Annotated in this window: 25 protein-coding genes; all 25 read right to left on the bottom strand. The window is 48.6% G+C overall.

All coding sequences use genetic code 11. The features are described from left to right. Nucleotides 1-70: 70 nt before the first annotated feature. Entirely contained in the window at nt 71-973 is a 903-nt protein-coding gene (dprA, locus tag ACH97_RS17250) for a DNA-processing protein DprA (RefSeq protein ID WP_057957852.1), read from the bottom strand. 112 nt (nt 974-1,085) lie between these two features. Further along, on the bottom strand, nt 1,086-1,988 hold the full coding sequence (gene sucD, locus ACH97_RS17245) for a succinate--CoA ligase subunit alpha (RefSeq protein ID WP_048350337.1): 903 nt from the start codon (nt 1,986-1,988) through the stop codon (nt 1,086-1,088). An 18-nt stretch (nt 1,989-2,006) separates the two neighbouring features. After that, complete coding sequence (gene sucC, locus ACH97_RS17240; RefSeq protein WP_026579739.1) at nt 2,007-3,167, bottom strand: ADP-forming succinate--CoA ligase subunit beta; 1,161 nt, start codon at nt 3,165-3,167, stop codon at nt 2,007-2,009. A gap of 175 nt (nt 3,168-3,342) precedes the next feature. Next, nucleotides 3,343-3,627 (bottom strand): FlhB-like flagellar biosynthesis protein, encoded by a 285-nt coding sequence (locus tag ACH97_RS17235; protein ID WP_025811381.1) that lies wholly within the window; start codon nt 3,625-3,627, stop codon nt 3,343-3,345. Beyond that, on the bottom strand, nt 3,624-5,321 hold the full coding sequence (locus ACH97_RS17230; RefSeq protein WP_048350338.1) for a hypothetical protein: 1,698 nt from the start codon (nt 5,319-5,321) through the stop codon (nt 3,624-3,626). The genes ACH97_RS17235 and ACH97_RS17230 overlap by 4 nt, the downstream gene beginning before the upstream one ends. Before the next feature lie 24 nt (nt 5,322-5,345). After that, the gene (locus tag ACH97_RS17225) at nt 5,346-6,113 is read right to left on the bottom strand and encodes a ribonuclease HII (RefSeq protein WP_048350339.1); all 768 of its coding nucleotides are present in this window, start codon (nt 6,111-6,113) and stop codon (nt 5,346-5,348) included. A 77-nt stretch (nt 6,114-6,190) separates the two neighbouring features. Continuing rightward, a complete protein-coding gene (ylqF, locus tag ACH97_RS17220; RefSeq protein WP_020451374.1) occupies nt 6,191-7,042 on the bottom strand; it encodes a ribosome biogenesis GTPase YlqF in 852 nt (283 codons plus the stop codon). A gap of 114 nt (nt 7,043-7,156) precedes the next feature. Then, the gene (gene rplS / locus ACH97_RS17215; RefSeq protein WP_020451373.1) at nt 7,157-7,504 is read right to left on the bottom strand and encodes a 50S ribosomal protein L19; all 348 of its coding nucleotides are present in this window, start codon (nt 7,502-7,504) and stop codon (nt 7,157-7,159) included. Nucleotides 7,505-7,642: 138 nt separating this feature from the next. Further along, a complete protein-coding gene (gene trmD / locus ACH97_RS17210) occupies nt 7,643-8,374 on the bottom strand; it encodes a tRNA (guanosine(37)-N1)-methyltransferase TrmD (protein ID WP_020451372.1) in 732 nt (243 codons plus the stop codon). Beyond that, nucleotides 8,371-8,895, bottom strand: a complete 525-nt coding sequence (rimM, locus tag ACH97_RS17205) for a ribosome maturation factor RimM (protein ID WP_020451371.1) — start codon at nt 8,893-8,895, stop codon at nt 8,371-8,373. Before rimM ends, trmD begins: the two co-directional genes overlap by 4 nt. 4 nt (nt 8,896-8,899) lie before the next feature. After that, the gene (locus tag ACH97_RS17200; protein ID WP_020451370.1) at nt 8,900-9,286 is read right to left on the bottom strand and encodes a YlqD family protein; all 387 of its coding nucleotides are present in this window, start codon (nt 9,284-9,286) and stop codon (nt 8,900-8,902) included. A gap of 137 nt (nt 9,287-9,423) precedes the next feature. Continuing rightward, complete coding sequence (locus ACH97_RS17195; protein WP_023857213.1) at nt 9,424-9,669, bottom strand: KH domain-containing protein; 246 nt, start codon at nt 9,667-9,669, stop codon at nt 9,424-9,426. Further along, nucleotides 9,669-9,941: a 30S ribosomal protein S16 gene (gene rpsP / locus ACH97_RS17190; RefSeq protein WP_006638197.1), complete on the bottom strand. Its 273-nt coding sequence runs from the start codon at nt 9,939-9,941 to the stop codon at nt 9,669-9,671. Before rpsP ends, ACH97_RS17195 begins: the two co-directional genes overlap by 1 nt. Before the next feature lie 107 nt (nt 9,942-10,048). Continuing rightward, entirely contained in the window at nt 10,049-11,389 is a 1,341-nt protein-coding gene (gene ffh, locus ACH97_RS17185) for a signal recognition particle protein (RefSeq protein WP_020451368.1), read from the bottom strand. Nucleotides 11,390-11,404: 15 nt separating this feature from the next. Then, on the bottom strand, nt 11,405-11,728 hold the full coding sequence (locus ACH97_RS17180; protein WP_020451367.1) for a putative DNA-binding protein: 324 nt from the start codon (nt 11,726-11,728) through the stop codon (nt 11,405-11,407). Nucleotides 11,729-11,861: 133 nt separating this feature from the next. Then, complete coding sequence (gene ftsY, locus ACH97_RS17175) at nt 11,862-12,848, bottom strand: signal recognition particle-docking protein FtsY (RefSeq protein ID WP_020451366.1); 987 nt, start codon at nt 12,846-12,848, stop codon at nt 11,862-11,864. A 16-nt stretch (nt 12,849-12,864) separates the two neighbouring features. Then, the gene (gene smc, locus ACH97_RS17170) at nt 12,865-16,425 is read right to left on the bottom strand and encodes a chromosome segregation protein SMC (protein WP_048349994.1); all 3,561 of its coding nucleotides are present in this window, start codon (nt 16,423-16,425) and stop codon (nt 12,865-12,867) included. Nucleotides 16,426-16,524: 99 nt separating this feature from the next. Then, nucleotides 16,525-17,274, bottom strand: a complete 750-nt coding sequence (gene rnc, locus ACH97_RS17165; protein ID WP_023857216.1) for a ribonuclease III — start codon at nt 17,272-17,274, stop codon at nt 16,525-16,527. 144 nt (nt 17,275-17,418) lie between these two features. After that, on the bottom strand, nt 17,419-17,652 hold the full coding sequence (acpP, locus tag ACH97_RS17160; protein WP_003181706.1) for an acyl carrier protein: 234 nt from the start codon (nt 17,650-17,652) through the stop codon (nt 17,419-17,421). Nucleotides 17,653-17,728: 76 nt separating this feature from the next. After that, on the bottom strand, nt 17,729-18,472 hold the full coding sequence (fabG, locus tag ACH97_RS17155; protein ID WP_020451363.1) for a 3-oxoacyl-[acyl-carrier-protein] reductase: 744 nt from the start codon (nt 18,470-18,472) through the stop codon (nt 17,729-17,731). Further along, entirely contained in the window at nt 18,462-19,418 is a 957-nt protein-coding gene (fabD, locus tag ACH97_RS17150; protein ID WP_020451362.1) for an ACP S-malonyltransferase, read from the bottom strand. Before fabD ends, fabG begins: the two co-directional genes overlap by 11 nt. Before the next feature lie 17 nt (nt 19,419-19,435). Beyond that, nucleotides 19,436-20,428 (bottom strand): phosphate acyltransferase PlsX, encoded by a 993-nt coding sequence (gene plsX / locus ACH97_RS17145; RefSeq protein WP_020451361.1) that lies wholly within the window; start codon nt 20,426-20,428, stop codon nt 19,436-19,438. A gap of 17 nt (nt 20,429-20,445) precedes the next feature. Beyond that, a complete protein-coding gene (fapR, locus tag ACH97_RS17140; protein ID WP_020451360.1) occupies nt 20,446-21,012 on the bottom strand; it encodes a transcription factor FapR in 567 nt (188 codons plus the stop codon). A gap of 117 nt (nt 21,013-21,129) precedes the next feature. Further along, a complete protein-coding gene (recG, locus tag ACH97_RS17135) occupies nt 21,130-23,178 on the bottom strand; it encodes an ATP-dependent DNA helicase RecG (RefSeq protein WP_020451359.1) in 2,049 nt (682 codons plus the stop codon). Continuing rightward, a complete protein-coding gene (gene sdaAA / locus ACH97_RS17130) occupies nt 23,156-24,058 on the bottom strand; it encodes an L-serine ammonia-lyase, iron-sulfur-dependent, subunit alpha (RefSeq protein WP_020451358.1) in 903 nt (300 codons plus the stop codon). The genes recG and sdaAA overlap by 23 nt, the downstream gene beginning before the upstream one ends. Nucleotides 24,059-24,075 lie beyond the last annotated feature (17 nt).

The following is a 24,075-nucleotide window of genomic DNA, read 5'->3' as shown; positions in this document are numbered from 1 at the left end:
GATTAAAGCGTTTAAACTTGAAATCCTCACTATTATTAAATATTACAATACAGTTTGTCAAACGATAATTCTAAACAGGTTCCGGATATTGAGTGCGTGAAGGCGGCAGTTCGCTCAAAATATCTTCAATATTCAATACGAGTTTCGCCCCTTCCTGGATCAGCCTTGAAGGACCGAAAGAGTTGGCGTCAAAGATCGGACCAGGCACGGCGAACACCTCCCGCCCCTGCTCAAGGGCTTGATATGCTGTGATGAGCGACCCGCTCTTTTCCTTTCCCTGGACGACAACGATTCCTTCCGTTAATCCGCTGATCAGCCGATTTCGCATCGGAAAGTGCCATTTTTGAGGTTTAACGTGGGGAGGGTGCTCTGATACCAGCAGGTGGTTTTCGGCCATTTGACCGGCGAGCTGGCGGTGTTCACGGGGATAAATGCTATTGAATCCGCCCGCGATGACGCCGATTGTCCTTCCCTTTGAACAGATGCTCTCCTGATGTGCAAGACCGTCAATTCCTTTTGCAAGGCCGCTGACGATCGTCCAGCTTTTTTTGCAAAGCTCCCTGACAAGGTGAACCGCTGCTCTTTTTCCGTATAATGACGGGCTGCGGGTTCCGACGATTCCGATCAGTCTTTGTTCATTGAGAAGTTTAACATCTCCTTTTAAAAAAAGGACGGGAGGCGGGTCATGAATGGTTTTCAAGCTGGCTGGATAATCGGGGGAACATATGGCGGCCATGCGGACTCCAGCCGCTTCGTAAGAACGGATGAGCCGTTTAACATTAGACAGTTCTTGTTCCGCCAGTTTTCGTATGGAGCACAAGTCTGATCTTTTTAATGAAAGCTTCGTTAAAAGATGGTTTTTTTCGCCCGTAAGAGACAAGGAAGGATCCTGCTTCCACCACTTGGTCAGCAGAGAAGGGGAGAGTGTGCCGCGAAGGCGGAGCAATATCAAAAGCTCGCTGCTGTCGTTCATTCAAAAACCTCCAAACATTTTTAAAACAAAACAATCTGAAAGTACTAAACGATTTAACCAGTTATGAAAAAGCAGGAATAGACCAATCGGACTATTCCTGCTCATGTTAAGATCAGTGTGTTTTACACGTTTCGTAAAGGCCTTTTTCCTTCAGCACTTTAATCAATGTTTCTCCCATAACAGAAGGCGTTTCAGCCACTTCGATTCCGCAGGCGTTCATCGTTTTGACCTTTTCGTCCGCCGTTCCTTTTCCTCCGGAAATGATGGCGCCGGCATGCCCCATACGCTTGCCAGGAGGCGCTGTTTTTCCTCCGATGAAACCGACGACAGGTTTGGTCATGTTGGCTTTCACCCATTCGGCCGCTTCCTCTTCAGCTGTTCCGCCGATTTCGCCGATCATGATTACCGCATGTGTATCAGGATCTTCATTAAACGCCTTCAGCACATCGATGAAGTTCGTCCCGTTGACAGGGTCTCCGCCGATGCCCACTGCCGTTGACTGGCCGACTCCTGCTTCTGAAAGCTGATGAACCGCTTCATATGTAAGGGTTCCTGAACGCGACACAACGCCGACATGGCCTTTTTGATGGATATATCCGGGCATGATCCCGATTTTACACTCCTCAGGCGTAATGACTCCTGGACAGTTCGGACCGATGAGCCTTGTTTTCTTGTCTTCCATATACCTTTTAACTTTTACCATATCCAGCACCGGAATGTGCTCAGTAATACAGATGACAAGATCAAGCTCAGCATCTGTCGCTTCCATAATCGCATCGGCTGCAAAAGCCGCAGGAACGTAAATGACAGACGCATTTGCCCCGGTCTGCTTTACAGCCTCTTCGACCGTGTTGAACACAGGCACCCCTTCAACCTCTGTTCCGCCTTTGCCCGGTGTGACTCCGCCGACAATTTTCGTTCCGTATTCAAGCATCTGCTTTGTGTGAAACAAAGCGGTTGAACCCGTTATCCCCTGAACAATGACTTTTGTGTCTTTATTAATAAATACACTCATTTTGGTCCCCTGCCTTTCTTACTTCACTAAGGATACGATTTTCTGCGCGCCGTCAGCCATTGATTCCGCAGACGTAATATTGAGTCCTGAATCATCGAGGATCTTCTTGCCGAGATCGACATTGGTGCCTTCAAGGCGAACGACAAGCGGCAATGTCAGACCGACTTGTTTCGTCGCTTCAACAACACCTTCTGCAATGACGTCGCATTTCATGATACCGCCGAAAATATTGACAAAGATCCCTTTGACGTTTTGATCAGACAAAATGATCTTGAACGCTTCCGTTACCTTTTCAGCTGTCGCGCCGCCTCCAACGTCAAGGAAGTTGGCCGGTTCCCCTCCGTAGTGCTTGATAATGTCCATGGTCGACATCGCAAGCCCCGCTCCGTTGACCATGCAGCCGATGTTTCCATCGAGCGAAATATAGCTTAAATCATACTTGGATGCTTCGATTTCCTTCGGATCTTCTTCATCGAGATCTCTGTACTCCAAGATGTCTTTTTGTCTGTATAGCGCATTGCTGTCAAAGTTCAGCTTGGCGTCAAGGGCCATGACTTTTCCGTCACCTGTGACGACGAGCGGATTGATTTCAGCAATGGAACAGTCTTTTTCAGTAAACGCCTTGTACAATCCCATCATAAACTTAACAGCCTGGCCGACAAGCTCTTTCGGGATATTGATGGCGAAGGCGATTTTTCTCGCCTGGTAACCCTGCAGTCCGACAGCCGGATCGATCACTTCTTTGACGATTTTTTCCGGCGTTTTTTCAGCGACTTCTTCAATTTCCGTGCCGCCTTCTTCGGATGCCATCAGCACGATGCGTGAAGTCGCCCTGTCAAGAACCAGACCGACATAGTATTCTTTTTTGATATCGCAGCCTTCTTCAATAAGTAAGCGTTTTATTTGCTGGCCGTCAGGACCCGTCTGGTGAGTGACAAGCGTCTTCCCCAACAATTCATCCGCATAGGCTTTGACTTCTTCTTTTGATTTTGCAATTTTAACCCCGCCAGCTTTACCGCGTCCGCCGGCGTGAATTTGAGCTTTCACGACATAAACCGAGCTGGACAGCGCTTCCGCTGCTTTGACCGCTTCATCTGCTGTAAATGCCACTTTACCTTCCGGAACAGCCACTCCGTATTGTCTGAGTACTTCTTTCCCTTGGTACTCATGGATATTCATTTCCCATCCTCCTAACTTATGTAGCAAAAATAAAAATAGACTGCGCTTTCATTTTATATAATCATAGATCGATTGTCTAGGTTTCGATGAGAAATCGTAAAATCCTTCTAAACATTCACACTTTTATTTTATTAAAAATATAAAATTAATAGAGGAAACGGCTTTTTTTCAAAAGTCATTCCCTCTTTTTCATTTTTTCATCAAGCGTATAGACGAATGAAAAGATCTCGGCGACGATTTCGTAAAGCGCTTCAGGAATGTGATCGTCAAGCTCCAAGTGGCGCATTAATTCGACAAGCGTCGCATCTTCCTGAATCGGAACGCCGGCTTTCTGCGCCTCTTCAATGATCTTCTCCGCCGTGTATCCCGATCCTTTGGCAACCACCTTCGGCGCCTTATCCTTCATTTCATCGTAGTGAAGCGCAACAGCTCTTCTTAATGGAACAGATTCTTCCTTCATATTTTCACATCCACTGCGCTCTCTGTAATTTGTTCAAAGCGGGCGTCCAGAAAAGGAGCAAGCTTCATGTTTTCCCGTTTTTTTGCTGTGACGCCTGACAAGCTGTAGCCCAGTTCTTTCAGATTTTCCTTTAAAGCGGGGACCAGCGGTTCAAGCAAAGGCTCCAAGTCGAATCCTGTTTCAATTGTAACCGTCATGACGTTTTGCTGGATTAAACAATCGATCACCGTCTCTTCCAAGGCCTCCAACTGAAGGTAAAACATAAGGCGGCACTGGGAAGGGTCGATCTTTCCGTCGTCCTTTTTCTGCCCTTTTAAGAAAACGGTCAAATCCTGAACGCCGTTCTTTGAAAACAAAGGGTACGACAGAAAAAGCTGGCTCTGGGCAGGCTGATCATTTTGCAAAAACAGCTGTCCGTTTAAACGGTGAAAGATTTGATCAGCTTCCTGTTTTACAGGAGCGGGAAGATCGGAAGCATGCCTCATTTCATTCAGCACGAGCTTTAAAGATTGAAGGCCCTGATCTTTGAGAACAGCGCCGTTTTCCATCGCTCTCAACAATGAGAGTTCATCTCTGACGCCTAAAAGGTCCTTGATCTTGAGGAGAACGGAAAATACATCGGCTTTATTCGTTAATGCAGGTGCTGTTTCTTTCATGATATGCTGCAATAATTCCGTCTCTTTTGGCGTAAATCCGCCCGGAACGGCCGGAGCTTGTCCTAGAGATCCGCTCGATTCAAGCGCTCTGATGACGCCTGCCGCTTCTTTTACAATATGCGTCCCGTTCGTTTCGGCTTGTGCCGCCAATTTAGCGAGCAGGTCTTTAGCTGCCGCGATTTCTGCTTTTTGCGGCTGCTGCTGAACAGCTTTTGCTTCTTGTCCTTGGGTGCCGCCGGCGTCAGCTTTTTGCAAAGGATTCCCAACTTCTGAATGAACCTGCGGCTTTAATGGCTGAACGCCCTGCAGTTCTCCTTTTTCGAGCGACCTGACGTGTTCTGCAAGCTTTTGAATCAGCCTTTCGGCATGCACCTCGGTCTCCGTTTGTAAAACAGGCAAAAGCGCCTGCTTCAGCTTTTCCATGCCTGCGGATTGCTGAGTGGCGTTCGTGATCATATCAAATGTTTTGGCAATCTGCTCGTTCAGCGGTACGGGGTTTTTGACGGCCAAAATCGAATCGAGCACGCCGGGATGGACGGGAAGTTCGCGTTTAAGAGCGAACATGACGGCATCGGCGCCTTTTTGGGCGTCAGACTTCGGCAGATTTTCAAGCCACTTGATGGCGGCTCTTAAATCGTTTTCCCTGATCGGCTGCTGCTCCTTCAGCAACGCTCCGACCAGAAAGACAGCTTCCTTCGTCCGCTTCAGAGAAAGCCCGTTCAACAGCTTAAAAGCGGCATCCTGCACTGTCTTCGGGTTTTTGTCAAACGCTTCAACGACCTGAAGGCGGCCTGTCGCTTCATCAGGCTTCTTTTCATACGAAAACCAGTAATGAGCGCCCGCTTTCAGGGGTGCCTCAAGCTTCCCCTGCCATTTCGTATTGCCGATTTGTATTTCGGCGAACTGCTCGCTGATAAAGCGGAGCACTTTGCCGAGCATCAGCCTTTTCTGATCCGTCTCCGTTCCGCTGATCCGCTGGAGAGGATCAGCTTGTTCAAATTGTTTTCTTAAGCTGTTATGTACATCGTTCAGCATCATCAAAGTCATTCTTCCTCCGGAACGTTATTCATGTGCTTTAACAGGGGCGAACGATCTTCGGTGTATCGGCGACGGGCCGTATTTGGCAAGGGCATGCAGATGCTCTTTTGTTCCGTAGCCTTTATGCTTTTCAAACCCGTAGAGAGGATACTTTGCGGCGTATTCATCCATCAGCCTGTCTCTCGTCACTTTTGCGATGCATGCGCCTGCCGCTATCGATGCGCTTTTTGCATCCCCTTTAATGATCGATGACTGCTCTGTTTCGACTGCAAGCGACATGGCGTCGATTAGAAGATAATCCGGAGCGACGTCCAGCGCTTGGACCGCTTTCAGCATCGCCGCTTTCGAGGCTTCATAAATATTCAGCTCATCGATCTCATCAGCGTCAGCGATCCCGACGCCGACTGCTGCGGCTTCTTCCATAATGTATGAATAATAGTCTTCTCTTTTTTGCTTTGACAGTTTTTTCGAATCTGTCAGCCCTAATATTTCACAGTCTTCTTTGAGGATGACAGCGGCGGCAACAACAGGCCCTGCGAGAGGCCCTCTGCCCGCCTCGTCGATTCCGGCGATATATTGATAGCCCCGCGCTCTCAGCGACCGTTCGAAAGACGTCATCACCTGCCACTCTTCCTGCATGGCCGAAAGCCTTTCATTTTTCTTCAGCCAGGCGTCGACAAGCGCTTGGACGCTTTTTCGCCCATCATTTTTGCACTGCTCTATAAAAGGGTCTTTTTCATCACTCACCGATTGAAGATGTTCTTTAATTTCTTTGACGGTTAATGTTTTCACTTTCTCTTCTCCCCTAATGTTCTTATCGGCGCATCTCCTGCAAAAATAAAGGCCCGCTCTTTTAAAAGCGCGCCTTTTTACATATCCTCCGGCTTTTCAAAAGAAAGCGGACCGAACTTTTCGGTGCGGATATCGCGGATGATGACTTCTGTCGTCTTGTCGTAATTGATCTCGCCTCCGGCCATGAGACAGCCGCGTTTTTTTCCGATCTCATCAAAAAGCGCTGCAATCTCTTCTGGAATCTCTTCCAGATCGTAGCGCTTTTTTAAGCGCTCAGGGTAATTCTCTTCCAAAAAGCGCAAACCGTAGACGGCGACATCCTGCAAGTTGATAATCGAATCTTTAATTGCACCTGTTGCCGCAAGCCTCAGCCCGACAAGCTCGTCCTCAAACTTCGGCCATAAAATCCCCGGGGTATCGAGAAGCTCGAGCTCTTTTCCGACCTTCACCCACTGCTGCGCCGTTGTGATCCCGGGTCTGTCGCCCGTTTTGGCGATGTTTTTTTTCGCCAGCCGGTTGATTAAAGTCGATTTGCCGACGTTCGGAATGCCGACGATCAACGCTCTGATCGCGCGCGGCTTTACACCTTTTGCTTTCATTTTATCAAACTTTTCTTTCAGCAGCTCTTTTGAAGCGGGAAGAATTTGATTGAGCCCCTGTCCGTTGACCGAGTTGATGGCGAGAGAAGGAATCCCGTCTTTTTCAAAGTGCTGCTTCCAAGCCTTCGTCACGGAGGAGTCCGCTTTATCCGCCTTGTTGAGCAGCATGATCCTCGGTTTGTTTTTTAAAATCTCTTCAATCATCGGGTTTCTTGAAGACATCGGAATTCTGGCGTCGACCAGTTCGTATACAATGTCGATCAGCTTGAGTTTCTCCGTTACTTCCCGCCTCGCTTTGGCCATATGCCCTGGGAACCATTGGATCACCATTTGTCTGACACCTACTTTCTGTTATTGCTATTCTTTTAATGGTGCGGTGCATTTATACTTGTTTGACAAAAAAAGAGCTTGTTATGGTTAACAAGCTCTTTTCGTTCGTTATCTTTATCGTCTGATTTCTTTAATACGAGCCGCTTTTCCACGAAGTTCGCGCAGGTAATAAAGTTTCGCACGGCGTACTTTACCATGACGGACAACTTCGATTTTCGCGATTTTCGGTGTGTGCAATGGGAATGTACGCTCAACTCCGACACCGTAAGAAATCTTACGAACTGTGAAAGTTTCGCTGATTCCGCCACCACGACGCTTAATCACGACACCTTCAAAAACCTGGATACGCTCACGGTTACCCTCGACAACTTTAACGTGTACACGTAAAGTATCACCAGGACGGAACGCAGGCAAATCAGTGCGCAATTGTTCTTTTGTGATATCTTCAATCAATTTTTGCATCGTCTTCAACTCCTTCCAACAGATGCTCTTGCGCGAGTTAACCGGCACAGCGGAACATCGTTTTCAAACTTAAACGAGCGTTCCCGTTCAAGTCACAAGTAGTATCATACCACACCTTTTTTCCGGGTGCAATAGAATCTACCGGTTTTTCCATTCAGAAATCCATTTTCGCTCTTCTTCAGATAAAGGATAGTTTTCCAGAAGGTCGGGCCGCCTTAAAAAAGTGCGCCTGAGAGACTCCTTCCGCCGCCATTCTTTGATTTTCGCATGGTTCCCGGATGTCAGAACGTCCGGCACCTTCAGGCCTTTATAATCTGCCGGCCGCGTATAATGAGGGTGTTCAAGAAGCCCCGTGCTGAAAGAGTCTTCAAGGTGCGATTCTTCCTTGCCGAGCACGCCCGGCAAAAGCCGCACAACACTGTCTGCGATCATCATCGCCGGCAGCTCTCCCCCTGTCAAAACGAAATCTCCGATCGAAATTTCGTCTGTAGACAGGTGCTCTCTGATCCGCTCATCATACCCTTCATAATGCCCGCAAATGAACATTAAATGCTCTTCCTGCGCCAGTTCTTCAGCTTTCTGTTGGGTATAGCGTTCCCCTTGGGGGCAGACGAGGATGATTCTCGGAGACCCTTCGGCTTCAGCTGTCAGCTTTTCGACCGCATCAAAGACAGGCTGCGGTTTCAGCACCATTCCTGCTCCCCCGCCGTATGGATAATCATCAACGGTTTGATGCTTGTTGTCGGAAAAGGCCCGAAAGTTCACCACGCGAAAGTGGACAGCGTCCTTATCCTGAGCTTTTTGCAGGATCGACGAGCCGAGCACACCTTCAAACATTTCCGGAAAAAGCGTTAAAAAATCGATTTTCATTCGTCAAGTAACCCTTCCATGATATGAATCTTGATCGTTTGATCCGCCACATTAATCTCTTTGACAACGGCGTCGATATAAGGGATAAGCGCGTCTTTCTTTCCCGGTCTGGCCACGACCCAGACATCGTTGGCGCCCGGCGTTAAAATTTCTTTGACCTTGCCGATTAAATCCCCGTCTTCCGAAAAAACATCGCAGCCGATGATTTCGTGAAAGTAGTACTCGTCTTCCGCCAACTGGCTTAATTGGTCTTCGGGAACTTTAATCAAGGCATTCTTTAATTTTTCGGCTTCGGTGAGCGTTTCAACCTCTTTAAACTGCAAAAGGTGGAACTGTTTATGAAGCCTGTGGGCGCTGACGGTCACCTTGACAGGCTCGTCTGTTCCTTCACGGAACAAGTAGAGAGCGTTTCCGGGCTTGTACCGTTCCTCAGGAAAATCGGTTCTTGAAATGACGCGGACTTCGCCTTTTACCCCATGAGTATTAACAATTTTCCCTACATTAAACCATTGTTTCAGCATTTCTTCACCTCGGACGAATTTCAATGACGATCCCGTCTTTAATCACGATTGTTTTTCCCGTCGTCATATCATGCCAATTATCCCCGACTTCAATGTCCATTAAAGCGTCGATTTCTTTTTCCTTTACTTCGCTGCCAAGCGGCAGTGTATGGATTTGATTGATTTGAAAAACGATCATTTTAATCTTGTCCTGACGTTTTTCAATTTCTTTTTTAAATGATTCAGTCGCTGCCGGATTGTGGTGTTCCTTTTCGTGCTTCCTGAGCTGAAAATAGAGCTGGTTGCATTCGCGCTCAAGGATTTCCTTTCGTTCTTCAAAAGAAGCCAGCAGCTTTTTTTTGCTGTTTTCAGTCAAAACCTGCATAACGGTAACACGTTGGATAATTTGCATGGCATCATCACCTACTGTCCCGTGATTTTTCCTTTCCCTGAAATCCGGCAGCCTGGCATAAGCTGACAATCGGAATCGTTCATCTGTTTCTATTTTTCTTACATGTTAAAAAAGGGGGAGGTTTTCACCCTCTCCCCTTAGTCTGCGATCTCAAGTTGAACTTTCTTAGAAGACTGTGCGCCTGCCGCAAATACGACAGAGCGTATCGCCCTTGCAGTGCGCCCTTTTTTGCCGATGATCTTGCCGGTATCCTCTCTGTTGACAGACAAGCGGAACATCGTCCGCTCTGGATTTTCCTCTCTGAAAACCTGAACGTCATCCGGATGATCCACAAGCGGTTTGACCAGTGATACAATCAGCTCTTCCAAGTGCAGATCACTCATTATTTGCTTTGTTTAGCGTTGTGGAATTTTTCCATAATGCCTTCTTTAGAGAACAGGTTGCGAACCGTGTCAGACGGTTTAGCTCCTGTTTGAAGCCATTTAAGCGCAAGCTCTTCGTCAATTTTGACTTCCGCTGGTTTTGCAACCGGGTTGTAAGTTCCGACTGTTTCGATGAAACGGCCGTCACGCGGTGAACGAGAATCTGCTACAACAATACGATAGAAAGGAGATTTTTTTGCTCCCATACGTTTTAAACGAATTTTTACTGCCATTTTACTAGCACCTCCGAAAATATTTCAACAAGATAGTATATTAACAATGATAAAAGTGTTTGTAAAGTGTTTTTTCTTAACAACGTTTTTATCATCTGAAAACAGGTTTACATGAAGGGCAGTTTAAACCCTTTTTTCTTGCCTTTTGTCATGTTTGTCATCTGTTTCATCATTTTTTTCATTTCTTCAAATTGCTTTAAAAGACGGTTGACTTCCTGTACGGATGTCCCGCTTCCTTTCGCAATCCGTTTGCGCCTGCTTGCATTGATGATCTCAGGCTGCTCTTTTTCCTTCCCGGTCATCGACTTGATGATGGCTTCGATATGGCTGAGCTGTTTTTCATCAACTTTAACGTTTTTTAAGCCTTTCATTTTGCCTGCGCCGGGCATCATTTGAATCAGATCTTCAAGCGGCCCCATATTGCGGACCTGTCCGAGCTGTTCCAAAAAGTCGTCGAGCGTAAAGCTCATATTTTTCATTTTTTGCTCGAGTTCTTTCGCCTTTTCTTCGTCTACGTTGGCCTGGGCTTTCTCGATAAGGGTGAGCACATCGCCCATTCCGAGAATTCGCGAGGCCATCCGTTCGGGATGAAACGGCTCCAGCGCATCAAGCTTTTCGCCCATTCCGGCAAATTTGATCGGCGTGTTGGTCACGGCGCGGATCGACAAGGCCGCCCCGCCTCTTGTATCACCGTCAAGCTTCGTCAGAATGACACCCGTCACACCGAGCTGTTCGTTGAAGCTTTTGGCAACATTTACCGCATCTTGACCCGTCATGGAATCAACGACAAGGAAAATCTCTTCCGGCTGAGCTGTTTCTTTTACCTGCTCAAGCTCATCCATCAGGTCTTCATCAATGTGAAGGCGTCCCGCCGTATCGATGAGAACGTAGTCATGATGATCTTCTTTCGCCTTTTCGATGGCCTGCTTGGCAATCTCAACCGGACTGACCTTGTCACCCAGTGAAAATACCGGCATATCGAGCTGTTTGCCGAGCGTTTCCAGCTGTTTGATCGCCGCCGGGCGGTAGATGTCTGCTGCCACGAGCAGCGGATTGCGGTTATGTTTTTTGCGAAGCAGGTTGGCGAGCTTTCCGGTCGACGTCGTTTTACCGGCCCCTTGCAGACCGACCATCATGATGACGGTCGGCGGACGCTTTGCAGCGGCAATCTTGCTTTCCTCGCCGCCCATCAGCTCCGTCAGTTCTTCTTTTACCACTTTAATGACCTGCTGTCCGGGCGTCAGGCTTTTCATGACGTCTTGTCCGACAGCTCGTTCGCTTACCTTTTTCACAAAATCTTTCACGACTTTAAAATTGACGTCCGCTTCAAGGAGCGCTAAACGGACTTCGCGCATCATGTCTTTGACGTCTTGCTCCGTTACTTTTCCTTTTCCGCGGATTTTTGAGATCGTTTGCTGCAGTCGGTCGGCTAATCCTTCGAATGCCATATTAAGTGCCGCCTCCTAATCTAATTTCTCAAGCGCGTCGATCAGGGATTCCGCTTCGGGCTGACCGTCAGTCAGCTTTCTCAGCTCTTCAAAAATCTTATTGCGCTCTTGAAATTTTTTAAACAAAAGTAGCTTTTCTTCATATTGCTCAAGCATGGCTTCGGTCCGCTTGATATTGTCATAGACCGCTTGCCTTGAGACATGATATTCTTCAGCTATTTCGCCAAGGGAGAAATCGTCTAAGTAGTAAAGCGACATGTAGCTTTTTTGTTTTGATGTCAACAACGACTGATAGAAATCGAATAGGTAATTCATTCTCGTTGTTTTTTCAAGCGTCATGAGACTCTCCCCTTTGTTAAGTCAAATCCCTTTACGATACATTAGTTTACGCTGAAATATTTGATCTGTCAAGTTTTTATCTTGTCATACATGACGGCGAAAAAGAAAACCCCGGCGAAGGGGTTTTCCGCGCCTACTCTTCTTTCTCGATCAGATCGGAAAACAGGCCGTATACATATGACTCTGCTTCAAACGGCTGCAGGTCATCCATTTTTTCTCCCAGTCCGACAAACTTGACCGGAATCTGGAGCTCGTGGCGGATGGCGAGGACGATGCCGCCTTTTGCCGTTCCGTCGAGCTTCGTCAGCACGATGCCGGAGACATCAGTCGCTTTGGAAAATTCGCGCGCCTGTGTCATCGCGTTCTGTCCTGTCGTCGCATCCAGTACGAGCAGCACTTCATGAGGTGCATCAGGCACTTCGCGCTGAATCACGCGCTTTACCTTTTCGAGTTCTTTCATTAAGTTCACTTTATTTTGGAGACGTCCTGCCGTGTCGCAAAGCAGAACATCGGCGCCGCGCGCTTTCGCGGCTTGAACGGCGTCATAGATAACGGCCGCAGGGTCCGAGCCTTCAGCCTGTTTGACGACATGCGCGCCGACGCGCTCTCCCCACACTTCAAGCTGATCGATCGCGCCGGCTCTGAATGTATCTCCGGCAGCAAGGACGACATTTTTGCCTTCTTTGATGAATTGATGGGCAAGCTTGCCGATCGTCGTCGTTTTGCCGACGCCGTTGACGCCGACGAATAAAATGATGTTTAAGCGGCCGTCTTCGACGCGGAGCTCTGCTGCTTCCTGCTCCCCGCCTTCATAGATTTCGACGAGCTTTTCAGAAATGACGGACTGAACCTCTTTCGGGTCCTGAATATTTCTTCGTTTGACCTCGCTTTTCAGTTCGTCAATCAGCTCCATCACCGTTGAAACGCCGACATCAGCGCTGATCAGAACCTCTTCAAGCTCTTCAAAAAAATCCTCGTCCACTTTCCGGTAGCGGGAGACAAGCTCATTGACCCGCTCCTGAAACGTATTTCTCGTTTTCGCCAGGCCTTCTTTAAATTTGCCTGAAACCGAATCGGTCTGCTGTGTGATTTTTTCTTTCAGTTTTTTAAAAAAGCTCATGTCCTGTAACCTCGCTTTATTGAACTAGTTCTTTTGTTTCTTCAAGCTTGACTGAGACCAGCTTGGAAACGCCTGATTCCTGCATCGTCACGCCGTAAAGAACATCGGCTTCTTCCATCGTTCCTTTCCGGTGGGTGATGACGATAAACTGGGTTTCATGGCTGTATTTTTTCAAGTATTGGGCAAAGCGGAACACGTTCGCTTCGTCAAGCGCCGCCTCGACTTCATCCAGCACGCAGAACGGAACCGGTCTGACTTTGAGGATCGAAAACAGGAGCGCGATCGCCGTCAAGGCCCGTTCCCCGCCGGAAAGCAGGCTCAGGTTCTGCAGCTTTTTGCCCGGAGGCTGAGCGATAATATCGACGCCCGATTGGAGCAGGTCATTCGGATCTGTCAGCTTGAGTTCGGCTCTTCCGCCGCCGAACAGCGCCCGGAAGACGTCTTCGAAATGAGAACTGATCTGTGCAAATGTTTCCGCAAAACGCTTCGTCATTTCCTCATCCATTTCCTCGATAACCTTAAAGAGCGTATTTTTCGCTTCGAGCAGGTCGTCTTTCTGCTCCGAGAGGAAGAGGTAGCGTTCATTGACCCTTTCGAATTCTTCAATGCTGCCGAGGTTCACCGTTCCCAGCTCTTCGATTGCAAGCTTGATCAGCTTGACGCGCTTCCTCGCCTCTTCAGGGGAAAGCTTCAAAGGATATTTTTCCCTCGCCCCTTCAAATGAAAGTCCATACTCTTCCCGCAGGAAAGAGAGCAGGTTGTCGAGTTCGACTTCCATGCGGCCGAGCTTGACTTCTTCGTCTTTTAAGAGGCCTGCCATCTGCTTATACTGGCGCTTCATTTCTTTCAGTTCCAGCTCTTCGGTTTCAAGGCCTTTTTGCAGTTTCATCCGCTGCTCTCTTCTTGATGCGATAAGCTCTGCGGTTTTATTTTTGTCGTTCAGCTTCTTTTTCGCAGCTTCTTCAAGTTTTTCCTCCCCGGAAGTATTGGAGGACATTTCTGTCGTCAAGAAAGAGAGATCCTCTTCGGCAATTTTGAGCGCTTCCGCATTCTCGGCATACTCTTCTTCAAGCCTTGCGAGCTTTTCCCGTTCATTCGCACACGACTGTTCGGTTTTCGCCAGCACCACTTTCAAATCGGTCAGCTCGCTTTGCAGCGCTTCTTTCGTCGAGGTCTGTGTCTGTTTCCGCTCCGTCATCGCTTCGATTTCGGAATCGAGGCGCTTCAGCCCGCCGGCGATCGATGTGAGCTTTTCTTCAAGCTCTTTTTTACGCCGTTTCTTGTCTTCGTCCCCTTCGAGCAGAGCCGATTTTTCCTGGTCATAGAGCTCCAAATGGCTGTTGACGTTTTTCTCGGCGATTTCGAGTTCGTACAGACGCCCTTTGATTTCCTGCTGTTCGGTTCTTAAGCCTTCCCCGTCCTCGCGGAGTGACTGAAGTTTGGCATCAAGCTCTTGCATCGTCTGCTTCAGGGCTTTCACTTCTTTTTCGAGCAATTCGGTTTTCTCTTCCATCTCGGCGAGACGTTTTGTCTGGGCTTCCAGCTCCCTGTTGCGTCCCAGAAGCGAGCTGCTTTTTTTCTTAACGGCTCCTCCCGTCATTGAACCGCCCGGATTGACGACATCCCCTTCAAGGGTGACGATCCGGTATCTGTGGCCGAGCCGTTTGGCAAGATCGTTGGCGCCTTTTAAATGCTCGGTGATCAGCACGGTGCCAAGCAGGTTTTGCACGACGGTCCGGTAGGCCGGATCAAACGAAACAAGCTCGCTGGCGATGCCGATGAACGACGGATTTTCTTTCGCCGCTTCGATATCTCGCGACTGAATGCGGCGCTCTTTGATGACGGAAAGCGGGAGAAAGGTCGCCCTTCCGAACGAATGCTTTTTCAAATATTGAATCGCCCGTCTGGCGGCGTCTTCATCGTCAGTGACAACATGTTGGGCCGTTGCGCCGAGCGCGATTTCAATCGCTGTTTCATACCGCTCGTCCGTCTTTAACAGCTCGGCAATCGCACCGCGAATGCCCGGAAGCTCGCTCTTGGCCTTTAATACTTCTTTGACGCCTTGATAAAACCCTGAGAAGTCCTCCTGCATCGCTTCAAGCATTTCCTTTTTGGAGCGCGCCTGCTGAACGTATTGATAAGCTTGGTAAAGGGCGGATTCCTTTTTCTCGTACTGGCTTTTTTTCTGTTCATAGCTTTTTTGCGCGTCCCTGAATGCTTGAATCTGGCTGTGAAGGCGCTCGTCGACGAGGCTGAATTCGTGTTCGGTTTTCATCTTTCGGTCGGCGATTTCCTTCCGCTCGCTTAAATATTTTTCATTGTTTTGCGCGAGTCGTTTTTGCTGCGCCGCGGATTGGGACATTTGGTCTTCAAGAAATTGAAGCTCGTTTCGGACGGATGCCTGTTCGTTCAAGAGCTCGAAATAATCGCTTTTCAGCTGTTCGATTTCTTCTTCTACATTTTCGCTGTATCCGGATAGAGCCTGATTCTTTTCTTTCACCTTTCGGGCAAGCTCTTTTGCTTCGGCCTCGAGCTTTTCAAACACAAGCTTCTGCGCGGCGATTTTTTCTTTCAGGCTTCGCTCTTTTTCACTGCGCTGGACGAGCGCTTCTTCAAGCTGAGCTCTGTTTTGCGTCGCGTTTTTTTTGCGTTCCTTCAGCACTTCTTTCCGGCCTTCAAGCTTCTCCAGTTCCTCGCTTGTCAAAAGCAGCACTTGCTGAAGCTCATCGACCGATTCGTCGAGCGCTTGAATTTTGTCTCTTGCCTCTTCGATTTTGGCTTCCTTTGCCTGGATGGCCGCAGACGAAGACATCTCTTCGTCTTTCGCCTTTTCGACTTTCTGCTGAAGGGCTTCCCATTTTCCGTGAAGCTCTTCGATATCATACGCCGTTAACGCGATTTCGATTTTTTCAAGCTCATCCTTTTTTTCAAGGTAGTCTTTGGCGATCGAAGCCTGCACTTTCAGCGGCTCCACCTGCCCCTCGAGCTCGTGGAGGATGTCTTCGACACGGTTCAAATTGTCCTGTGTCTCAAACAGCTTGTTTTCGGCTTTTTTCTTTCTCGTTTTGTATTTTAATACGCCGGCCGCTTCTTCAAAGATGCTTCTCCGCTCTTCAGCCTTGCTGCTTAAAATCTCTTCGACTTTGCCTTGGCTGATGATAGAAAACGCTTCTTTTCCAAGCCCCGAATCCATAAAAAGATCAATGATATCTTTCAGACGGCACGGCTGGTTGTTGATGAGAAATTCGCTTTCCCCAGATCTGTAGACTCTTCTCGTCACACTGACTTCGTGAAAATCGATCGGCAAAAAGCGGTCGTCATTGTCAAGCGTCAGCGTCACTTCGGCAAGATTCAGCTTTTTCCGCGAATCGCTGCCTGCAAAAATGATGTCTTCCATTTTACCGCCTCTGAGCGATTTGGCGGACTGTTCACCGAGCACCCAGCGGATCGCGTCGGTAATGTTGCTTTTTCCGCTGCCGTTCGGACCGACGACAGCTGTCACGCCTTTTACAAAATCTACAGAAATTCGTTCTGCAAACGATTTAAATCCTATCACGTCTAAACGTTTGAGGAACATGGTGATCCTCCTTATGTATTAAAGTATTACAATTCTATCATAACCCCATCGAAAAGGCTTAAAATACATTGAAATCCCCCTGAGTTTTGCAAGGGGGATTTATTGTTTCATATGGTGTTTTTGCAGCCTCGCGAGCGCTTCTTGAGCGGCATGCTGTTCTGCTTCTTTTTTGGAACGGCCGCTTCCCACCCCAAGTACTTCTCCTTTTAGCGATACGTTTGCTTCAAATTCGCGGTTGTGCGCCGGTCCTTTTTCCTGAAGGATTTTATACTCCAGAATACCTCGTCCGTCGCGCTGTACAAATTCCTGCAGCTGGCTTTTAAAATCCATCACATGAGAAAAAGCACCATCGTCGATTTTAGGGAAAACGTACGCTTTCAGAAAGGCCACGACAGCTTCGAGCCCCTGATCCAGATAGAGCGCACCGATAAAAGCTTCAAACACATCGGCTAAAAGCGCCGGACGCTTTCTTCCTCCAGTCATTTCCTCTCCTTTTCCCAATAGAACAAGCTCTCCGAAAGAAAGCTCATGGGCCAGGGAAACCAAAGAAGGCTCACATACGATCGCCGCTCTCAATTTCGTCAAATCACCCTCGCTCATCGCCGGGTATTTGGCGTATAAAAATTGAGAAATCGTCAGTTCCAAAACGGCGTCTCCTAAAAATTCAAGCCTCTCATTATCTTCATATGGCTTCTTTCGATGCTCATTCACATAAGATGAATGTGTAAATGCTTGATATAAAAGCTTCTCGTTTTGAAATTGAACCGAAATCCGTTCCTGAAACTTTTTAAACTGCTCCGCTTTCTTTTGAAACATTTTTTTGTCTCTGAAATGTGAATGTTTTGACATAGCAACCTCCATATGGGCACATCAAGTTCACCTCACCTCCAATGAAAAGGCAGGTTCGTGTATCATTGGGCAGCAAAACATTAAAATTAAAGCCGCATTTATAAAGGGATAAAGCCCCGTCTTTAAACGGGACTTTAAATGAGCTTACTGCTTACTATTTATGTAGTTCACAGCGTCACCGACTGTTGCAATCTTTTCAGCATCTTCGTCAGAAATCTCCATATCAAACTCGTCTTCAAGTTCCATGACAAGCTCAACAACATCAAGGGAATCAGCGCCTAAATCCTCTTTAAAAGAAGCTTCAAGAGTGACGTCGGCTTCATCCACGCCGAGGCGGTCTACGATGATTTTTGTTACACGCTCTAATGCGTCTGCCATAGCTATTCACCTCCCCTCAAGTATTATAGTTGATTCGTTTTTAAAAAACCAGAGATAATTCAATTTTTGATTTCGTTTAAACCATAGCCATTCCGCCGTTGATGTTCAGCGTCTGGCCGGTCATGTAGCTCGCATGGTCAGATGCGAGGAAAACAACGGCGCTGCTGATGTCAGACGGATCGCCGAACCGTGCAAGCGGAATCTGCTTCAGCATTTCGTCTTGAATATCTTTTGTCAGCTTGTCCGTCATTTCCGTCGAAATAAACCCCGGAGCGATTGCATTAACGGTGATATTTCTTGACGCAAGCTCTTTCGCCAGCGTTTTCGTCAAGCCGATCACGCCTGATTTAGCCGCGACATAGTTGGCCTGTCCGGCGTTACCGACGACGCCTACAACCGAGGTGATGTTGATGATCCGGCCGCTTCTTTGTTTCATCATCTGTCTTGTTACGGCTTTTGAACAATTGAACACACCTTTTAAGTTTATGTTAATGACGTCGTCCCATTCATCTTCTTTCATTCTCATGAACAGATTATCTTTTGTAATGCCCGCATTATTGACAAGGATGTCAAGCGTGCCGAAGCGGCCGACCGCTTCCTTCATCATCGCCTGAACCTCATCCACATTTGAAACGTCCGCTTTAAAAGCAAACGCATCGCGGCCGAGCGCTTTGATTTCGTCTACAACTTCGTTCGCTTTCGCTTCATTGCCCGCGTAGTTGACGACGACATTTGCTCCGTTTTTCGCCAGGTCCAGGGCGATCGCGCGGCCGATCCCTCTTGAGGCTCCTGTAACAACGGCTGTTTTATTATCCAGCATTTTCGTTTTCCTCCTTCAACGTTTGAACGGCAAGTTCAATTGTGTTCGGGTCTGACACAGCAATCGTTTTGACTCTGCGGTTCACTTTCTTCACAAGCCCTGACAAAACCTTTCCGGGGCCGATTTCGATGAACGTCGTCACGCCTTCGTCAATCAGGCGGCTGATTGTTTCTTCAAATCGCACAGGAGAATACAGCTGTTCAATCAGTTTATTCTTAATGTCGTCTTTATCTGTTACAAAGTCGGCTGTTACGTTGGAGACGACCGGAATAGCTGCATCGCTGATCTTGCACGCATCAAGAACTTCACGAAGCTTATCAGCTGCCGGCTTCATCAGGTCGGAATGGAACGGCCCGCTGACTTCGAGAGGAATCGCGCGTTTTGCGCCCTTTTCTTTGGCAAGCTCTGAAGCGAGCTCGACGCCTTTAGCTGTTCCTGAGATGACGATCTGCCCGGGGCAGTTCAAATTGGCGAGCTGAACAAGGTTTCCTTCTTCGGAAACTTTGTCCGTCACTTCTTTCAGCGCCTGGCTGTCCATGCCGAGAATGGCCGCCATCGCGCCTTCACCTGCGGGCACGGCTTCATTCATGAATTCGCCGCGCTTTCTGACGGCATAAACCGCGTCTTTAAACGACAAGGCGCCGGCAGCTACCAATGCGCTGTACTCGCCGAGGCTGTGCCCTGCCGCATAGTCGGCTTTAATGCCGTATTCCTTCAGTTTTTGAAGCGCTGCGGTACTCGCTGTTAAAAGGCTTGGCTGCGCGTTGTATGTAAGTGTCAGTTCTTTTGCATCCCCTTCAAACATGAGGGTGCTCAGTTTTGTTTCAAGCGTTTGATCCGCTTCTTCAAAAATCTTCTTTGCATTCGGTTCTTTTTCATACAATTCGTGTCCCATGCCGATATGCTGCGAACCTTGGCCCGGGAATAGAAAAGCAATCTTGCCCATATGTTAAAACCTCCAGACTATTCATCTGCTTTTTGTTGAATTTTTTCTTCGATAAATTCAGCGACATTTTGGCTGACCATCTCTCTGGCCTGGCGGATCGCGTGATAAACGGCCCGTCCGTCAGATGATCCGTGCGCTTTGATGACGGGCGCCTTTAAGCCGAACAATCCGGCTCCGCCGTATTCAGAGTAATCCATCTTCGTTTTCATTTCTTTCAGCTTCGGCTTCAGCGCAGAGGCGGCGAGCTTCGCCGTGAAGCTCGAAGTCAGCGTCGTTCTCAGCATTTTAAAAATGGACAGCGCCGCGCCCTCGACCGTTTTCAAGGCAACGTTACCGGTAAAGCCGTCTGTCACGATGACATCAGCGACTCCGTCCAGCATGTCGCGCGCTTCCACATTGCCGATGAAATTCAAATCGGTTTCCTTTAATTTTTGAAAGGTCTGCTTGGCAAGCTCATTTCCTTTTTTGTCTTCGGTTCCGACGTTTAAAAGTCCGATGCGCGGATTTTTGACGCCCAGCACCTGTTCTCCGTAAACAGATCCCATAATGGCATATTGAACGAGATGTTCGGGCTTGGCGTCCACATTCGCTCCGACATCAAGAAGGAGAAAGCCGTCTCCGGAGACAGTCGGCAATGTCGGCGCCAACGCAGGCCTTTCAATCCCTTCAATCCGGCCGACGATAAAGAGCCCGGCCGTCATAAGCGCTCCGGTGTTTCCGGCGGAAATGCAGGCATCCGCCCTGCCTTCGGCGACTTCTCCGGCCATCAGAACCATCGATGAATTCTTCTTTCTTCTGACGGCTCTGACAGGTTCGTCTGTCGCCTCGATGACTTCTTCCGCGTGCTTGACAGTGATCCGCCCGTGCTCCGTTAAATGGGCGGCAATTTTTTCCCGGTCGCCGATCAGCGTAATCTCGAGGTCTTCAAAATCTTCGACCGCTTTCATCACGCCTTCAATAACCGCTTTGGGAGCATTGTCTCCTCCCATGGCATCTACAGCAATTTTCATGACTTACGCGCCACCTTCTATGATTGTTTTGAACGATACATGACAAATTCGCCTGAAAACACAGGCTCTTCGGCAACATAGCTGTTCACTTCAACAACCGTTCTGCCTTTATCTTTATCAAGCTTTACGACTTTCGCTTTTGCAACGACCCGTTCGCCTTGCTTGACCTGCCTGGTAAAGCGGATGTCCGCTTTGGCCGTCAATGCGAGCTCATCGTCGATGAGGGCAACGGCGAGCGAGTTGGCCTGGGCAAACAAATGGTGTCCCCTGGCGATTTGATTTCGGCTGAAAACGTGCTCCGTTCTGATCTCCAGAATGGAAATCGCGTGCTCATCCAGCTCCAAATCAATGATCTCGCCAATGACCTCGTCGAGCGGGAGAGACTTGACTTCATCTTCAAGAGATTTCTCGGCAACACTTTTGATTCTTTCTCTCAGTTCAGGTATGGAAAGTTCCAAACGGTCCAAGCGAATCGTCTGAATGCTGACGTTAAATTTCTCCGCTAACTCCTCGTCCGTAATAAACGGGGTCGTACGAATCGTCTGCTGCAGCAATTCTTGGCGTTCTCTCTTACTTTTTCTCATGTTTTTAAACACCATCCGCGCAATTATGACTAGGTACTAATAGTAGTATATAATTTCATAGATTGGAATGCAATCTTTCTTTACCCGCCGACAATAAATTTTCACAGGACTTCCAGGTCAGCTCAGCTTTTCTCCTTCCATCACCCCGCTGTTTTGCAAGTGTTCCCGCAGGCTTTCATATTCGGCATCCGTCCAGAACGCCTTTGAAGAGACAAGTTCTGCAGCGTCTCTTCTTGCCGTTTCCAGCGCGCGGTAGTCGTGAACCATGTCAGCGACTTTAAACTCCGGCATCCCGCTCTGTTTTTTGCCGAAGAAGTCCCCGGGTCCTCTGAGTTCAAGGTCCTTTTCAGAAAGCTCAAAGCCGTCGGTCGTCTCAGACATGATGCTCATGCGCTCTTTGCCCGTTTCAGATTTCGGGTCTGCCATCAGGATGCAATACGACTGGTGGTCGCCCCGCCCGACCCGGCCGCGAAGCTGGTGCAGCTGGGAAAGACCGAACCGGTCAGCATCATAGATCAGCATGACCGTCGCATTCGGAACGTTTACGCCGACTTCAACGACGGTTGTGGAAACGAGAATCTGGCATTCGTTTTTGCTGAACTGCCTCATCACCTGTTCTTTCTCGTCATTTGAGAGCTTTCCGTGCATGAGACCGATCTGCCACCTTCCTCTGAAAGCATGGGTCAGCATGCTGTGCACATCGATGGCGTTTTGAACGTCGAGCTTGTCCGATTCTTCGATCAAGGGACAAATCACATATGCCTGTCTGCCTTTTTTCAGTTCTTTTTCGATAAACGCGAGAATTCGTTCGAGCATGTCGTGCTTCACCCAATAAGTCTCGATCCGCTTTCGCCCAGCCGGCATTTCATCGATGACGGACACATCCATTTCCCCGAAAACCGTAATTGCCAGTGTCCTTGGAATCGGCGTAGCCGTCATAAACAAGACATCGGGATCTTTCCCTTTGCTTCTCAGTTTTTTTCTTTGCTCGACACCGAAGCGGTGCTGTTCATCGGTGATCACGAGACCGAGCTGTTTAAAATGGACATCGTCCTGAATAAGGGCGTGCGTCCCCACCAAAATATCAATTTCTCCTTCTTTTAATCTTTCTAAAAGCTCTCTTCTCCTTTTCCCTTTCACAGAGCTTGTTAAAAGCGCAACATTGACATCGTACTGCTCAAAGAGGGATACCAATGAATCGGCGTGCTGTTCCGCCAGTATTTCGGTCGGCACCATCATCGCTCCCTGGAATCCCGAAAGCAGCGAGGCGTATAACGCAATCGCGGCGACGGCCGTTTTGCCTGATCCGACGTCTCCTTGTAAAAGCCGATTCATTTTATACCCTGAAGCCATGTCCCTTAATATGTCGTCGAGTGCTTTCGCCTGCGCGTTTGTCAAAGGAAACGGGAGGCTTTTGACAAACGAATTGACGTCTTCCGTTTTAAAGGTGTGGCTGATTCCGTCGGACGCCTCCCGCTCGAACTTCCGTAAAGCCTGCATTTTCAGCTGAAACAGTAAAAATTCTTCATATACAAAGCGGCGCCGCGCATGTTTTAAAGCTTCCCTCGACTCGGGCTTGTGCATCGCCTTCACCGCCTCCTGGTAAGACAGAAGTTTATAGGCGGTCCTAAGCTTTTCCGGAAGGGGGTCTTCGGCAGACGGCAAATGGCTGCGGACGGCTTCCTGAATCAATTTCCTCATTGTCTTTACGGTGATATTTTCTTTGACGGAGTAAACGGGCTCAATCGACTGGTCACCTTGGTGCGGCCCGTTTTTCAGCTCCTGTACCATCACGGATTGTCTGTGCTTGTCCCATTTTCCGGTTACGGTAACGATCGAACCGATCGCAAGCTTTTTTTTCAAATAAGGCCTGTTAAAACAAACTGCTGTGATCAAATAGTTTCCGACCAATAGCCGGAACGTGAGGCGGCTCCGCTTTTTCCCGTAATAGGCAAGAGAAGGCTCGCTGTGAACCTTCCCTTCTACCGTCACTCGTTCGTCGTGTGCCACTTCTTCCAAATCGCGCAATTCATAATCGTCATATCGGTACGGGAAGTAGTTTAAAAGATCAAGAACCGTATAGATTCCGAGCTCATTTAACGTTTTTTCCGTTTCCGTCCCGACGCCTTTTATAACAGATATACTAAGTTGCAGATTGTGTTCCACGTGCAGCTGACGCTCCTCCGAATATTTTTTTCTCCAATTCTTTGCCCGTCGGTGTTGCAGCAAGACCGCCCCGGCCTGTTTCCCTCAGTGCCGTCGGCATCGTCTGCCCGATTTTATACATCGCATCGATCACTTCATCGCATGGAATGCGGCTTGTAATGCCGGCAAGCGCCATATCAGCCGCGACCATCGCGTTGGCTGCGCCCATTGCGTTCCGCTTCACACACGGCACCTCAACAAGCCCTGCGACAGGATCGCAGACTAGACCGAGTACGTTTTTTAAAGCGATGGCCATCGCTTCGGCGCACTGTTCAGGGGTTCCGCCCGCCATTTCGACGATGGCGGCAGCCGCCATGCCCGAGGCCGAGCCGACTTCAGCCTGACAGCCTCCCGCGGCTCCCGAAATGCTCGCATTGTTGGCAACGACGAATCCGAACGCTCCCGATGTAAATAAAAAGCGGACCATCTGCTCTTTCGTCGGCTGAAGTTTCTCTTTTACCGCAAAAAGCGTCCCCGGGACAACGCCGGCCGAACCGGCCGTCGGCGTTGCGCAAATCGTTCCCATCGCAGCGTTGACTTCATTTGTCGCAACCGCTTTGCTGACAGCGTCAAGGATGACATCCCCTGACAGCCCTTTGCCCGATTTGAGGTAAGCTTGAAGCTTAACGGCGTCTCCCCCCGTCAATCCGGAGTGCGACACGACGCCTTCAACACCTTTTTGCACAGCATCTTCCATCACGGTCAAGTTGGCTTCCATCTGCTCGAATATTTCTTCCCGCGTCCGGCCTGACACCTCGATCTCCTGCGCGATCATGATTTCAGAGATGGACACGTTCTTTTCTTTTGTCAGCTGAATTAATTCTTTTACATTTCGAAACATATCGTCTCACCCTCCTT

The organism is Bacillus paralicheniformis, assembly GCF_001042485.2.
GTDB lineage: Bacteria > Bacillota > Bacilli > Bacillales > Bacillaceae > Bacillus > Bacillus paralicheniformis.
The sequence above is the reverse complement of the archived record's forward strand: the minus strand, read 5'-3'. Positions and strand labels throughout refer to the sequence as shown.